Consider the following 13,879-nt stretch of genomic DNA (forward strand, 5'->3'; position numbering starts at 1 on the left):
CTTACGGCGACGCGGCCGTCCGCGCCTGCACGGCACAGATCCGGCGGACCGCTTCAGCCACGTCCATGTGCCGCCGTTCGAGCAGGAGTTGGCGGTCCAAGGTGGCCAGGGTGAGCTGTCGCGCGGTGAGGCTCATGGCCGGTTCATGCCGCCACCCGACCGCGGAACGGCGCCCGCCGCCCGGCCACCCCGCGCCGATCAACCGTTCGATTGCGCCCGGGCCGCCGCCGGGCCGACCGGTCCTGGCCGTCGTACGCTGCGAGCACCGGCGCGACACGTTCACGCGCGGCCCTTCTTCGAGGCCGCGCAGGCGAAGGGCGGCTGACTTTCCGATGGCATCGACGACCTACACCGTTGCACCGATCAGCGCACGGCAGCACCTGGACTTCGTGGCGGAGCGGGGCACCGCGAGCCATATGCAGGTGCCGTCGTGGGGCGGGGTGAAGCCGGACTGGCGGGCGGAGAGCCTGGGGTGGAGCGACGACCAGGGACGGCTGGTCGGGGTGGGCCTGGTGCTGTACCGGCCGTTGCCGAGAGTACGGCGGTCGCTGGCGTACCTGCCGGAGGGCCCGGTGATCGACTGGCACGCCGACGACCTGGACCGGTGGCTGGAGCCGCTGGTGGCGCACTGCAAGGCGCAGGGCGCGTTCGCGGTGCGGGTGGGCCCGCGGGTCGAGGCGCGGAGCTGGGACGCGGAGGCGGTCAAGGCGGCGATCGCCGACCCCGGCGTCACCCGGTTGGGCGAGGCCGAGCCGACGTGGCAGGACCCGCGGGCGGGCGAGGTGCAGGCGCGGCTGCGGGCGGCGCGCTGGCGGCCGGCCCGGACCGGCGCGGACGGCTTCGGGGCGGGCCAGCCGCGGTTCGTGTGGCGGCTGCCGGTCGAGGGCCGGGCGCCGGAGGACATCCTGCGCGGCTTCAGCCAGCAGTGGCGGCGCAACGTGAAGAAGGCCGAGAACGCCGGCGTGAAGGTGGTCCGCGGCGACGCCTCCGACCTGCCGGAGTTCCACCGGCTCTACGTCGAGACCGCGGAGCGCGACGGCTTCGTGCCGCGCCCGCTGACCTACTTCGAACGGATGTGGGGCGCACTGACGGCGGAGGACCCGGACCGGATGCGGCTGTACCTCGCCTCGCACGACGGCGACGTGCTGTCGGCCGCCACGATGCTGACGGTCGGCGGGCACGTCTGGTACTCCTACGGGGCCTCCACGGTCATGCGCCGCGAGGTGCAGCCGAACAACGCGATCCAGTGGCAGATGGTGCGGGACGCCTGCGAACTGGGCGCGTCCGTCTACGACTTCCGCGGCATCACGGACACCGTGGCGGAGTCCGACCCGCACCTGGGGCTGCTGCGCTTCAAGTCCGGTGCGGGCGGCGAGGCATGCGAGAACATCGGCGAGTGGGACTTCCCGGTCAACCGCGTGCTGCACCGCGCGCTCGACGCCTACCTGTCACGGCGCTGAGGAGCGCGGACCGGCCCGCGTCCGGATACGGGGCAGGTCCGCGTCCGGATACGGGCGCGCGGGTCTCCCGCCCGGTTACGGCCGCAGCGCGCGCAGCGGCAGCCGGGCGAAGGCGATCCGGTCGTACGCGGTGGCCGTGCCGGTCTCGTAGAGCAGGCCGACCTCGTCGGGGCCGGTCTGCACCAGGTCGCTGTAGCCGGCCGGGAGCCCGCTGAGGGTGTGGACGGATGTCCAGGTGCGGCCGCCGTCGGTGCTCGCGCGGACCGCCATGTCCGCGCGGGCGTCGGGGTCGGCGGGCCCGGCGAACAGCAGTGGCCCGGCGGCCGGTTGCAGCAGGCTGCCCTGCACGACCGGTCCGGCCAGTTCGACTTGGGGCGCGTACGGCTGTTCCAGTTGCGCGCCGCCGTCACGGCTGCGGGCGTCGACCCGGACGCCGGGGGCGGTGCCGTTCTGGTCGCGGGCGTTGAAGTACAAGGTGCCGTCGGGAAGTTGGGCGACCGCGGTCTCGTTGGCGTTGACCACGCCGTCCGGGGTGTCGTCCACGAAGCCGATCCGCCAGGTGGTGCCGCCGTCGTCGCTCAGCAGGCAGTGGCCGCCGTAGTACTTCGCCTCGGTGCCGACGTCCGTGGAGCCGGCCGGGGGCGCCGTCGAGTGGTTGGCGGGCGCCACCAGCCGGCCGCGGTACCGCCCGGTCTCCAGCGCGATCGCGTGGCCGGGGCCGGTGGCGTACCAGCGCCAGTCCGGGTGCTTCGTGGTCGCGGTGATCTCCCGCGGCGGGCTGAACGTCTGCCCGTCGTCCGTACTGTGCTGCACCCACACCCGGCGGCCGTCCGCCGCGGACGCCTGGCCGGACATGATCTCCGCTTCCGTCACTCCGGCACCGTTCGTGCAGGTCAGCAGGGTGATGTGGCCGGTGCGCGGGTCGACCACGGGGGCGGGGTTCCCGTGCGTGTTCGTGCCGTCGCCGGCGACCACCGCCTGCGCGGCCCAGGTGCGGCCCCCGTCCGCCGAACGCTTCGCCACGACCACGGTCGTCGCGCTGTCCGAACTACCGCTTCTCGCCTCGGCGAACGCCACGAGGGTGCCGTGCGCGGTGCGGACCACGGCCGGGATGCGGTACACGGCGTAGCCGTCGGCGCCCGAGGTGAACACGGTCGTCTCCGGCGCCGGTGCGGTCGCGCCGCCTTCCGAGGCGGCCACCGCCTTCGTGGACACTCCGGCCAGGCTGAGCGCTCCCGCGGCGAGCGGCAACACGATGAGTCTGCGACGGCTGAACGGCATGCTGACGGCCTCCTGTTGTAGGTGTCACTGACGTGATGACGTTTCCTGGCGCCCGGTGGCCGGTTTGCCGGTCACTCCGCGGGAGAACGGCACCCCTCAAGGGGGGCGGGGAACTGCGTGACAAGCCACAGCGCACCGCAAGGTGACCGGACTACCCCAAGGGGCACTCACCGAGGCGGAATTGTGCGAGCGGGCGGTCCCGTTACCGGACGGCCCCCAGGCCCGCGGCGGCGAGGTGGGCCGTGATCGCTTGGGCCTCCTCCAGGGTGAGGGGGAGCAAGGGCGCCTGGGTGCGGCCGGACCGGATGACGCCGCGGGAGGCGAGCGCCGCCTTGAAGGCGCCGAGCGCCGCGGACATCCGCCCGATCCGCCCTTGGTCGGGAATCCCGATGATGCCGAACAGCTCGGTGAGCCGCCGCTGTTCGGCCCGCGCGGCGGCATGGTCGCCGCGCCGGGCCGCTTCGTACAGCCGCACGTATCCGTGCGGGTCGACGTTGCCGAGCCCGGGCACGATCCCGTCCGCGCCGCGCGCCATCGCGAGGTCGGCGAGCGTCTCGGAGCCGGTCAGGCAGCCCGCGCCGCTGCCTGCGGTGCCGTCCAGCACCCGCTGGAAGCCTTCGAGGTCGCCGGAGGAGTCCTTGACGGCCGCGATCACCTTGTCCTGCGCGAGGCTCACCAGCAGCGCGGAGGGCAGCTTGAAGCCGGTGTTGGCGGGGATGTCGTACGCGACCAGCGGCAGGTCGAGGGCCGCGTGCAGGAGTTCGTAGTGGGCACGCACCTCGGGCTCGGCGACGCCGACGTAGAAGGGCGCGGTGACCACCACCGCGTCGGCGCCGATCGCCTTGGCGCGCCGGGCGTGGTCCAGCACCCGCAGGGTCCCGGTGTCGATCGCGCCGGCCAGCACGGGGACCTGCCCGGCGGCGGTGGCGACCACCGTACGCAGGGCGGTGTCCCGTGCGGTGTCGGTCAGTTGGGCGATCTCCCCGGTGGAGCCGCCGACGAACAGGCCGTGCACGCCGGCGTCGAGCTGGAACGCGGTGAGGCGTTCCAGCGACGCGGTGTCCACCTCCCCGTCGTCGGTCAGCGGGGTGCACAGGGGAGGGACGACTCCGTGGAACATCAGGTCCTCTTCGCGGTGTTGGGTTGGGCCGGTGCGGCGGGCGCGCCGGATTGGTGCCCCAGGCCCGGGCCCGGGCCCGGGGCCGTACCGGGGCCGGATGTGGGACCCACGTCGGATGCGGCGCCCGGGTCCGGACCCGCAGCCGGGTTCGGCGCGAACACCCCTTCCTGCTGCCCCTCACGCGGCGGCAGCCCGGCGCGTCCGGCTCGACGGTCGGCGGCGCGCTGGACGCGGACCGGCACGTTGAATCCGACCAGCAGGACGACCAGGGCGGTGAGCGCCACGCCGAGCACGGCGATGGAGGTGCCGAGACTGAGCGGCTTGGCGAGCTTGGCGCCGAGGACGGGGGCGGCGGCGCCGCCGAGCGCGCCGACGTTGTAGCTGAAGCCGAGCGCGGCGGCCCGCATGTTCAGCGGGTAGTGGTCGCTGACGTACTTCGGCAGCACCCCGGAACCGCCCGAGCCGGTGCCGACCAGCATGAACAGCAGCACCCACATCCACACGGTGTGGCCGGAGCCGAGCGCGAAGACGGGCACGACGAAGACGAGCGAGGCGGTCAGCATCCCGGTGTACGCGATCCGGGTGCCGAACCGGTCGCCGAGGTAGCCGCTGAGCACGCAGCCGACCGCGTAGCCGCAACCGGCGTACAGCAGCGCGTTGGACACCTGGTCCGGGCTGTAGTGCAGCGAGGTCTTGAGGTAGGTCGGCAGCAGCGCCTGGAGCGGCCAGGAGTACAGGAACGCGCAGAACACGGTGACCATCAGCGCGACCACCACCGGCCACAGGCGTCCGGCGAACTGGACGGTCAGCGCGACGAAGCAGGCGGTGATCACGGCGACCAGCGCGAGGGTGACCGGCATGTTCTGGCCGCGCAGCACCACCACGAGGGCGACGGCGACGGCGAGGCACAGCACCACGTTGACCAGCCGTCTGCGGCCGCCGGAGAACAGGACGGCGGTGGCGCTGACCGGGCGCCGGCCGGAGTCGGCGGCCTCCTTCCACTCGGTGGCTTCCGGGAGCCTGCGGCGCAGGTAGATGGCGAGGACGACGGGCAGGACGCCGATCCAGAACAGCACCCGCCAACTGCTGTGCGGCACGACCCACGCGTAGACCTTGGCGGCGAGCACACCGCCGAGCGGGTAGCCGGACAGGATCATGCCGCTGGCGGTGTTGCGGAGCTTCTTCGGCCAGCTCTCGATGAGGTAGGTGACGCTGGTGCCGTACTCGCCGGCCATGCCGAGGCCGACGACCATGCGGAACGCGAACAGCGACCAGTAGCCCCAGGAGAAGCCGCAGAGCACCGAGCCCACGGCGTACAGGGCGATGCTGAGCACCATCGCCGGGCGGCGGCCGAAGCGGTCGCCCAGCGCGCCGATGGCCAGGCCGCCGAACCAGCGGGAGACGAAGGCCGCGGACACCAGGGTCGCGGCCGTGACCGTGGAGAGGTGGAAGTCGTGGGAGATCTCGGTGAGGACCAGCGTGATGAGGACGAAGTCGAAGCCGTCCATCGCGTAGCCCAGCCAGGCCGCGGAGAACGCCTTCCAGTCCTGACGGGACAGTTCCGCACGCCAACGCAGCGGTGGTGCTTGTGAGTAGCTCATGCGGCTCGCATCCTCGGGAGCGGGTGAACGGTGAGGTTGGACGTGGGACGTCCGACGTCCTACGGTCCAGGTAACCTAGGCGCCATGGCAGCGCAGCGCAAGCCCCCCGTACCGGAGATCTCGCCGCCGACCCGAGGCCGGCGACCCACCGTGCAGGACCAGATCACCGATCTGATCGTCGAACTGGACCTCGACCCGGGTGACCCGCTGCCCGCCGAGCCCGAGCTGATGCGCACCCTCGGGGTCAGCCGGAACTCCGTACGCGAGGCGCTCAAGGGCCTCCAGGCGCTCGGCATCGTCGACATCCGGCACGGCTACGGCACGTACGTCGGCACCGCGCAGGTGCTGTCCATGGCGCCCGGACTGCTCTTCCACTCCCGGCTCGCGGTGCGCCGCGAGAACCCCGGCGCGCTGCGCGACATCGTGGAGGTCCGCGCGATGCTGGAGAGCGGGCTGATCAGGCGCTCGGCCCTGGAGCTGACCGCCGCCGATCTCGACCGCCTCCAGGCCGAGTTGGACGCGCTGGCCGCCGACGGGGCGCCCGGCCGCGCCGACCACGACCGGCGCTTCCACGAACTGCTCTACGAGCCCCTCGGCAACACGCTCGCGCTCCAGCTCATCGCGCTGTTCTGGGGGGTGTACCGGCAGCTCGAACACGAGGTCGGCAAGCCGCGCACCGACCACGACCAGGTCGTCCGCCAGCACCGCAGGGTCCTGGACGCGCTGCGCTCCCGCGACCCGGGCGCCGCCGCGGACGCCATCGCCGAGCACTTCGCGGACGTCACCGCCCGCACCGACCGCTGGGCGGCGGAGCCGGCCCGACCGGCCTGACAGCCGTGCCGCCGCGGCGGCCGGGTGGCTGTCGGTGGTGCGTCGTAGGGTCGGTACATGGGTGATCACGGAGCGTACGAACCCGACGGCGACGGTCCGCGGTGCGCGTGGTGCGCCGCGTCGCCCGGCGTGTGGGTGCACCGGTTGGACCCGGACCGCTCCCGGCACCGGGTGTACGGCAAGGAGCACATCTGGGCGCAGGAGCTGGCGCTGTGCGAGCGGTGCGAGGAGCTGTTCCTCGCGGGTGCGGACGAGGCGCTGGTCGAGGCCCACGAACGGACCTGGCAGCGCACGGCCCAGGATGTCGACGAAGGGGTCCGCGCGCCCCTGGCCGCCCTGCGCCGGGCCGACCTCGGCGACCCCGTCCACCGCTCGCGCTGGCTGCCGCCCGGCGCCGCCGAACTCATCGCCCAGGGGTTCGCCCCCGCGGAGGAGCTGACCGGCAGCCCGACGGTGCCGCAGGCGTGGCCGGCCGCCCACCGCCGCACCCTCACCGACACCCGCCCGGACCGGCTCACCGACCCTTACGTGCTGCTCCGCTCCCCCTGGCCCGGCACCCCGGTCCGCGACGTCCTCACGCTGCTCTGGCAATGGCTCGAACCCCAGCACTACCCTGACGGCGACGCCGGCGCCTGGGAGCGCGACCGCATCCACACGTACCTCAGCCAGGCCGGCCCTCCCCCCTCCCCGTAGCCCCGGACGACCAGGGTCACGGCACGGGCCCACGGGGCGCCCGGTGCGCCGCCGCGTGTAACGCGTTGAAACGCCGCCGTAGGCCTGGTGGGCTGATACGGGACGGCGTTAGGCTGCGCGGGTGAAACGGGAGGGTGTAACGCGTGGCTAGCGCGAGCGGGGGCAAGGCGACGGTCCGGGCGATCGCCGCCGAGGCGGGCGTGTCGATCGCGACGGTCTCGCGGGTGATGAACGGACATGTACGGGTCGCGCCCGACACCGAGAGCCGGGTGCGGCGGGCAGTGGCCCGGCTGGGCGCGCAGGCCCCGGCCCGGCGCGGCAGCGCGACCGGCGCGATCTACGTCCGCTGCCCGTACGTCCTGACCGACTACTTCGGGGTGATCGTCTCCTCGGTCGCCGAGACGCTGGACCTGCACGGGCGCCGCCTGGTGCTCAGCGCGGGAGACGCGGCGCGGACCGCCCAGGTCCTGCCCGGGCTGCCGGACGACCCGGGCATCGCCGGCGCGATACTGATCGTGCCGCCCGAGCCCGAGCGGGAGTTGGAGGCGCTGCGCGCGAAGGACTTCCCGTTCGTGGTGATCGACCCGCGCACCCCGCTGCCCCGGGACATCGCGTCGGTGTCGGCGGCGAACCTCACCGCAGCCCGCAGCGTCTCCGCGCACCTGGTGGAGTTGGGGCACCGCAGGATCGGGGTGATCGGCGGGCCGGGCGACTGGCTGGCCGGCAAGTCCCGTCTCGCCGGGCACACTTCGGCGCTCGCGGACGCGGGGGTGCTGCCTGCCCCCGAGCTGATCCGCTCCATCGAGCCCACCGCCGACTGGGGTTACGCCGCCGCCTGCGAACTCCTCGACCTTCCCGAACGCCCCACCGCCCTGGTCGCGTTCAACGACAAGGCCGCGGTCGGCGCGCTGCGGGCGGCGTACGAGCGGGGTCTGCGGGTACCGGAGGACCTGTCGATCACCGGCTTCGACGACATCGATCTGAGCCGCAGCACCGTGCCGCGCCTGACCACCGTCCGCCAACCCCTGGAGGAGATGGGGCGGATGGCGGTCTCCCTGCTGATGCGGCTGCTGGAGCAGCACACCGTGGACACGCTGCACGTGGAACTGGCCACCCAACTCGTCCTGCGCGGCTCCACCGGGCCGGCACCCCCAAACCCGGGAAGTGCCCGAAGCCCCGACAGCCCCGGAGACACGGGCGGCGCGGGCAGCACCGACAGCACCGACAGCACGTCGAGCGCAGACACCACCGACAGCACGACCAGCACCGAGCACCCGAACACCCCGGACAGCCCGGCGCGTTGAGACGAGAGGAGGCCGGGGGCCGGGCCGGACACGGCGCCGCACCCCCATCCACCCATGCCCATCCCACGACTCCAGTTGCTCCGCCCCGACCACGCCCCCGCGGTGCTCGCCTTCGAGCGGGAGAACCGCGCGTACTTCGCGACATCGGTGCCCGACCGGGGGGACGCGTTCTTCGCCGAGTTCGACGCGCGGTTCGCGCAACTGCTCGCCTACCAGGCCGCCGGAACCGACTACCCGCACGTGCTGGTGACCGCGGACGGCGAGGTGGTCGGCCGGGTGAACCTGATCGAGGTGGACGCCGACGGCTCGGCGGAGCTGGGCTACCGGATCGCGCAGAAGGCCGCCGGGCAGGGCCTGGCCACCGCGGCGGTGCGCGAGGTACGCGACCTCGCCGCCACCTCCTACGGACTCGTCACGCTGCGCGCCCGGGTCACCCACGACAACCCGGCCTCGCGCGCCGTCCTCGAACACAACGGCTTCGTCCCCGTCGCCGCCCTGACCCTCAACGGCAAACCGGCCACGTCCTACCGCTGCGCCCTGGAGTGACCCGGGCGCGGGCCGTGGAGGGCGTCGAGGATGTGCGGCCAGGCGACAGCGCCCAGCAGCGCGTCGGCCTGCGGGGTGCCGCCGTAGGCGAAGTGCGGGGAGGGCCGGGCGGGGAGCTCGCCCGGGAAGACCGGGCGATGGCCCGCGTCCGGCCGGGCGACCAGGCGCACCGTGGCGCCTGCCGCGCGGCGCCGCACGGCCAGCCGTTCCGCGAAGGGCAGGGAGGGCCACATCGCGTCGTCCCCACCGGCCACGAGCAGCACGTCGGCCCGGGCGCGCTCCACCGGGATGTCGGCCGCCGGGAGCAGGTGCGGATACGTACGCTCGCTGAGCTCGTACCAGCCCCTGACCGCGACGGGTCCTGAACTCCCTTCGGGGGGAGCCCAGTTGTCGTCCATCGGGACGAACGGCAGCGGGCGCCCCCGCCACGTCCAGGACGAGCGGTACGGCTGCTGGCGGCCGTCGGCGCCGGGGCCGACGTTGCACCAGACCCGCGAGGTGGGCGACAGCGCGACGACCACGTCCACCTGGGGTTCGTACACCGCGGTCAGCAGGGCCGCTTCGGCGCCCTTGGACAGGCCCAGGACGCCGACGCGCCGCGCGCCGCCGGCCCGGAGCAGGCCGACGGCCGCGGTGAACGTCTCCAGCGGGATCTCGCAGATCCCCGGCGGCTGCCCCGGGCCGCCGAACCAGCGCAACGCCAGCGCCCGCACGCCCTGCCGGGCCAGCACCCGCGCCCGCTCCCGCTCGACGCGCCCGCTGGAACCGCCCAGGACCACGACGCCGACGTCGCTGCCTCCGCGCGGGCCGACCAGCACCCCTTCGTACGGGTCGGTCAGCTCCTGCTCCTCGATGTCCATCAGCGGGCGCCCTCGCCGCGGCCCCGGCTCACGCCTCGACGGTGCCGGCCAGGCGGCGTATGACGCGGGCCGGGCTGCCGACCGCGAGGACGCCGGACGGGAGGTCCTTGGTGACGACCGAGCCGGCGCCGACCACGGTGTCGGCGCCGATCGTGACGCCCGGGCAGACGATCACCCCGCCGCCGAGCCAGACGTTGTCGCCGATGGTGATCGGCAGTGCCTTCTCCCATCCGGCGCGGCGCCGATCGGTGTCCAACTCGTGGGTGGGGGTGAGCAGTTGGACGTTGGGGCCGATCTGCACGTCGGCGCCGACGGTGATCGGGGCCGCGTCGAGGAAGACCGCGTTGAAGTTGACGAAGGTACGCGCGCCGATGCTGATGTAGCTGCCGTAGTCGCACTGGAACGGCGGGCGGATGCCCACCCCTTCGCCGACGGAGCCGAGCATCTCGCGCAGCGCCTCCTGCCGCCGCTCGGGGTCGGTCGCCGTGTTGAACACCCGGCACAGCTCCTCGCGCCGCCTGGAGTCCGCGCCCAGTTCCTCGTCGTCCGCGATGTACCACTCGCCGGCCAGCATCAGCTTCTTGTTCTCACCCATGGGCCCCAGTCTGCCTTCCCCCGTCCCGTGCGCTCCAGGGGTTTGGGGCTTCGATGCCGGGCCGCCGCCTCAGCGCGAGGCGGCCTGCTCCCAGACGAAGCCGTCGGGGTCGGTGAAGGCGCCGCGGTCACCGCCGACGACGGCGAGGCGGTGCGATCCGGTGCCGTCGGGGGCGACGCCGGCGTCCTTGGCGAGGGCGCCCCTGCCGTACAGCCCGAGCTTGACCGGACTCGACGGCGCCGCGAACTCGACGTACTTGCGGCCGAAGCTCTTGCCGACGGTCAGGCCGTGCTCGACGTAGAACTCCTTGGTCGCCTTCACGTCCTCGACGCCGAGCAGGAGCACGACCTGGTCGACGTCCCGGGTGGCCGGGCCCTTGTCCTTCTTCTCCGAGGTCGCGATCTTCCACAGCGTCCCGTCGGGGGCCTGGACGACGCCGCCATAGCCCCAGAACGACTTGGCGGCCGGCTTCACCGCCGTGGCGCCGGCGCCGACCGCGGCATCGACGAAGCCGTCGACGGTGGCCGGCCGCGCCACCGTGAGCGACAGCGTGAACCCACGGAAGCCGGTCGTGGGGGCTTCGGCGGCCCTGACGCGGATGCGGTCGCCCAGGCCGAAGGCGGTGGCGTAGAAGTTCTCGGCGGCGGCGGGGTCCTCCGCCTCGATGATCACGGATTCGATGGAAGTCATGATGCGAAGCTATCCGCGGTCCGCCGACCCCCGCTTCTCGATTCCTGACCGGTCTGCTCCATTCGGCTCCCTTTCGTTCGGCGCCGGCCGGCTTCCTCCTGGGCGCGCCCGGACCGGATCGGTCGCCGATGGGGATATTCATCAATCAGGCTTATCAGTTACCCTTACTTTCGTGACCGAGGAACCGAACTCCCATGACACGGCCGCCGCCCTGCTGGACGGACTCGGCCTGCTGCTGCGGCGGATGCGCCAGATACGGATGGGCCCGGGCGAGCCCAGCGGCCCCGAGCGCACCGCCCTGGCGCGGCTGGACCGCGGCGGACCGGCGACCTCCGCGGAACTCGCCCGGCGGGAGCAGATCTCACCGCAGTCCATGGGCGCGACCCTCGCGGCGCTCCAGGCCCGCGGCCTGGTCGAAGTGACGGCCGACCCGCAGGACGGGCGGCGCAAGGTGTACTCCGTCACCGAGGACGGGCTGCAGGTGCTGCGCGACAAGCGCAGCGCGCGCACGGAGCTGGTCGCGGGCGTCCTCGACGCGCGGTTCGACCGCACCGAGCTGGCCCAACTCGCCACGGCCGCACCGCTGTTGCTCCGGCTGGCCGAGCATGTCACACCGCCCGACGCGGACCCGCCGGGCGACGCGGACACCAGCTCCACCACCCCCACCGGCACTGGCACCGGCACCGGCACCGGCACCGGCACCCACGGGACGGCCCGATGAGCGCCGCCGCGCCCGCGCCCGCCGCCAAACCGGAGGGCGACCGCTACAAGTGGGCGGCACTCACCAACACCACCGCCGCCGTCTTCATGTCCTCCCTCGACGGCTCGATCGTCCTCATCGCGCTGCCCGCGATCTTCAACGGCATCCACCTGGACCCGCTGGCCCCCGGCAACATCGCCTACCTGCTGTGGATGATCATGGGCTATCGCCTGGTGCAGGCGGTCCTGGTCGTCACCGTCGGCCGGCTCGGCGACATGTACGGGCGGGTACGGATCTACAACGCGGGCTTCACGCTCTTCACCTTCGCCTCCGTGCTGCTGTCCTTCGATCCGTTCGACGCCGAGCACGGCGCGATGTGGCTGATCGGCTGGCGGCTGCTGCAGGCCGCGGGCGGCTCGATGCTCACCGCGAACTCCGCCGCGATCCTCACCGACGCCTTCCCGCGCGAGCAGCGCGGCTTCGCACTGGGCATCAACCAGGTCGCCGGGCTGGCCGGGATGTTCATCGGGCTGGTGGCCGGCGGGCTGCTCGCGACGTGGGACTGGCGCGCGGTGTTCTGGGTGAACGTACCCGTCGGTGTCTTCGGCACCCTGTGGGCGCGGCGCAGGCTGCGCGAGACCGCCGGGCGCGGCGGCGGACGGATCGACTGGTGGGGCAACGTCACCTTCGCCGTGGGCCTGAGCGCGGTGCTGGTCGGCGTCACCTACGGCCTCCAGCCCTACCGCGGTCGCACCATGGGCTGGGCGAACCCGATGGTGCTGGCCCTGATCATCGGCGGGGTGGTGCTGCTCGCGGCCTTCGTGCTGGTCGAGAACCGGGTCGCGTCCCCGATGATCCAGCTCAGCCTGTTCCGACTGCGCGCGTTCACCGCGGGCAACCTCGCCGGGCTGGCCATCTCCATCGGCCGCGGCGGCATGCTGTTCGTGCTGATCATCTGGCTGCAGGGCATCTGGCTGCCGCTGCACGGCTACGACTACTCCCGCACCCCGCTGTGGGCCGGCATCTTCATGCTGCCGCTGACCGCGGGTTTCCTCCTCGCCGGGCCGGTGTCGGGGTACCTGTCGGACCGGTTCGGCTCACGCGGGCTCGCCACGTCCGGCGCGCTGCTGTTCGGGGCGAGCTTCGTCGGGCTGATGTGCGTGCCGATCGACTTCGACTACTGGGTGTTCGCGCTGCTGATCGCCCTCAACGGGATCGCGAGCGGGATGTTCGGCTCGCCGAACTCCTCCTCGATCATGGGCAGCGTGCCCGCGCACCTGCGCGGCGTCGCCTCCGGTATGCGCGCGACCTTCCAGAACTCCGGCACCGCCGTGTCGATCGGGGTGTTCTTCTCCCTGATGATCGCCGGCCTGGCCGGCAACCTGCCGCACACCCTGACCGCCCACCTCCAGCAGAACGGGGTGCCGCACGCCGCCGCCGCGCAGGCGGGCTCGCTGCCGCCGGTCGCGTCGCTGTTCGCCGCCCAGTTGGGGGTGAACCCGGTCGCCCACCTGCTCGGCCCGAGCGGGGTGCCGCCGAAGCTCACCCCGGAGCAGCGGCGCGCGCTGACCGGCCGCGAGTTCTTCCCGCATCTGATCTCCGGGCCGTTCCACTCCGGACTGACGATCGTCTTCCTCTTCGGCGCGGCTCTGGCCGTGCTGGCCGCGATCGCCTCCCTGCTGCGCGGTGGCCGCGAGGAGCCCGGCACCGGGCAGCAGGGAGAGCAGGGGACCTCGACCGCCGAGGGCGCGGCCTCCGCCCGGGCGTCCTGACCGCGCTCGGGCGTGAGCCGGCTCCGGTGTGAGCCGGCTCAGGCGTCCTGAAGCTGCTCGACCTCGACGTGCTTCGGGTAGAACGCCACGTGCCCGGCGATCGCACCGACCGCGTCGTACGGCTCGCGGTAGGTCCACACGGCGTCGGCGATCGTGTCGTCACCGGTGACCAGTGAGTAGTAGGACGCGTCGCCCTTGTACGGGCAGTACGTGCTGCTGTCGGTGGGGGTCAGCGCGTCGGCTGCCACGTCGGCGAGCGGGATGTACTGGACGGCGGGGTAGTCGGCCTCCTGAAGGGTGAGGGCGCGGGTGGTGTCGGCGACGACCTTGCCGCCGGCGCGCACCACGACGCGGGCGGCCGTCGGCTCGACGGTGATGGGGTGGTCGGGGCCGGGCGTCTTGACGGGGCGTGCCATGAGGACTCCA

At 73.2% G+C, this 13,879-nt stretch carries 15 protein-coding genes; 7 read left to right on the forward strand and 8 right to left on the reverse strand.

Features of this window, described 5'->3' with window-relative positions:
• Position 1: 1 nt before the first annotated feature.
• Positions 2 to 136, reverse strand: a complete 135-nt coding sequence (locus tag OG370_RS05115; RefSeq protein ID WP_328461037.1) for a hypothetical protein — start codon at positions 134 to 136, stop codon at positions 2 to 4.
• A 196-nt stretch (positions 137 to 332) separates the two neighbouring features.
• On the opposite strand from OG370_RS05115, the gene OG370_RS05120 reads away from it, so the two are divergent.
• Positions 333 to 1,460, forward strand: a complete 1,128-nt coding sequence (locus OG370_RS05120; protein WP_328461039.1) for a lipid II:glycine glycyltransferase FemX — start codon at positions 333 to 335, stop codon at positions 1,458 to 1,460.
• 75 nt (positions 1,461 to 1,535) lie between these two features.
• Here OG370_RS05120 and OG370_RS05125 read toward each other — a convergent pair whose 3' ends face one another.
• From OG370_RS05125 to OG370_RS05135, 3 genes are all read right to left on the reverse strand, one after another.
• Positions 1,536 to 2,741, reverse strand: coding sequence for a sialidase family protein (locus tag OG370_RS05125; RefSeq protein ID WP_328461041.1), 1,206 nt, complete (start codon positions 2,739 to 2,741; stop codon positions 1,536 to 1,538).
• A 202-nt stretch (positions 2,742 to 2,943) separates the two neighbouring features.
• Positions 2,944 to 3,861, reverse strand: a complete 918-nt coding sequence (locus OG370_RS05130; protein ID WP_328461043.1) for a dihydrodipicolinate synthase family protein — start codon at positions 3,859 to 3,861, stop codon at positions 2,944 to 2,946.
• Positions 3,861 to 5,462: a sialate:H+ symport family MFS transporter gene (locus tag OG370_RS05135; protein WP_328461045.1), complete on the reverse strand. Its 1,602-nt coding sequence runs from the start codon at positions 5,460 to 5,462 to the stop codon at positions 3,861 to 3,863. The genes OG370_RS05130 and OG370_RS05135 overlap by 1 nt, the downstream gene beginning before the upstream one ends.
• An 84-nt stretch (positions 5,463 to 5,546) precedes the next feature.
• Between OG370_RS05135 and OG370_RS05140 the strand changes: the two genes are divergently transcribed.
• The 4 genes from OG370_RS05140 to OG370_RS05155 all read left to right on the forward strand — a co-directional run bounded on the left by OG370_RS05140 (position 5,547) and on the right by OG370_RS05155 (position 8,836).
• Positions 5,547 to 6,293 carry a FadR/GntR family transcriptional regulator gene (locus OG370_RS05140; RefSeq protein ID WP_328461047.1) on the forward strand — a complete coding sequence of 249 codons (747 nt, stop codon included), beginning with the start codon at positions 5,547 to 5,549 and terminating at the stop codon, positions 6,291 to 6,293.
• A gap of 57 nt (positions 6,294 to 6,350) precedes the next feature.
• Positions 6,351 to 6,986 (forward strand): hypothetical protein, encoded by a 636-nt coding sequence (locus OG370_RS05145; RefSeq protein WP_328461049.1) that lies wholly within the window; start codon positions 6,351 to 6,353, stop codon positions 6,984 to 6,986.
• A gap of 143 nt (positions 6,987 to 7,129) precedes the next feature.
• On the forward strand, positions 7,130 to 8,290 hold the full coding sequence (locus tag OG370_RS05150) for a LacI family DNA-binding transcriptional regulator (protein ID WP_328461051.1): 1,161 nt from the start codon (positions 7,130 to 7,132) through the stop codon (positions 8,288 to 8,290).
• Positions 8,291 to 8,350: 60 nt separating this feature from the next.
• Positions 8,351 to 8,836, forward strand: coding sequence for a GNAT family N-acetyltransferase (locus tag OG370_RS05155; RefSeq protein ID WP_328473806.1), 486 nt, complete (start codon positions 8,351 to 8,353; stop codon positions 8,834 to 8,836).
• On the opposite strand, the gene OG370_RS05160 is transcribed toward OG370_RS05155, so the two are convergent.
• The 3 genes from OG370_RS05160 to OG370_RS05170 form a co-directional block, all read right to left on the reverse strand.
• Positions 8,815 to 9,696, reverse strand: a complete 882-nt coding sequence (locus OG370_RS05160) for an acyl-CoA thioester hydrolase/BAAT C-terminal domain-containing protein (RefSeq protein ID WP_328461053.1) — start codon at positions 9,694 to 9,696, stop codon at positions 8,815 to 8,817. The genes OG370_RS05155 and OG370_RS05160 overlap by 22 nt on opposite strands.
• Positions 9,697 to 9,724: 28 nt before the next feature.
• Positions 9,725 to 10,291, reverse strand: coding sequence for a sugar O-acetyltransferase (locus OG370_RS05165; RefSeq protein WP_328461055.1), 567 nt, complete (start codon positions 10,289 to 10,291; stop codon positions 9,725 to 9,727).
• 69 nt (positions 10,292 to 10,360) lie between these two features.
• On the reverse strand, positions 10,361 to 10,981 hold the full coding sequence (locus tag OG370_RS05170; RefSeq protein WP_328461057.1) for a glyoxalase: 621 nt from the start codon (positions 10,979 to 10,981) through the stop codon (positions 10,361 to 10,363).
• 172 nt (positions 10,982 to 11,153) lie between these two features.
• On the opposite strand from OG370_RS05170, the gene OG370_RS05175 reads away from it, so the two are divergent.
• Together OG370_RS05175 and OG370_RS05180 are read left to right on the forward strand one after the other, a co-directional pair.
• Positions 11,154 to 11,702 carry a MarR family winged helix-turn-helix transcriptional regulator gene (locus OG370_RS05175; protein WP_328461059.1) on the forward strand — a complete coding sequence of 183 codons (549 nt, stop codon included), beginning with the start codon at positions 11,154 to 11,156 and terminating at the stop codon, positions 11,700 to 11,702.
• The gene (locus tag OG370_RS05180; RefSeq protein ID WP_328461061.1) at positions 11,699 to 13,453 is read left to right on the forward strand and encodes an MFS transporter; all 1,755 of its coding nucleotides are present in this window, start codon (positions 11,699 to 11,701) and stop codon (positions 13,451 to 13,453) included. The genes OG370_RS05175 and OG370_RS05180 overlap by 4 nt, the downstream gene beginning before the upstream one ends.
• Before the next feature lie 38 nt (positions 13,454 to 13,491).
• On the opposite strand, the gene OG370_RS05185 is transcribed toward OG370_RS05180, so the two are convergent.
• Positions 13,492 to 13,869, reverse strand: coding sequence for a DUF427 domain-containing protein (locus OG370_RS05185; RefSeq protein WP_328461063.1), 378 nt, complete (start codon positions 13,867 to 13,869; stop codon positions 13,492 to 13,494).
• Positions 13,870 to 13,879 lie beyond the last annotated feature (10 nt).

The organism is Streptomyces sp. NBC_00448 (assembly GCF_036014115.1).
Taxonomy (GTDB): domain Bacteria; phylum Actinomycetota; class Actinomycetes; order Streptomycetales; family Streptomycetaceae; genus Actinacidiphila.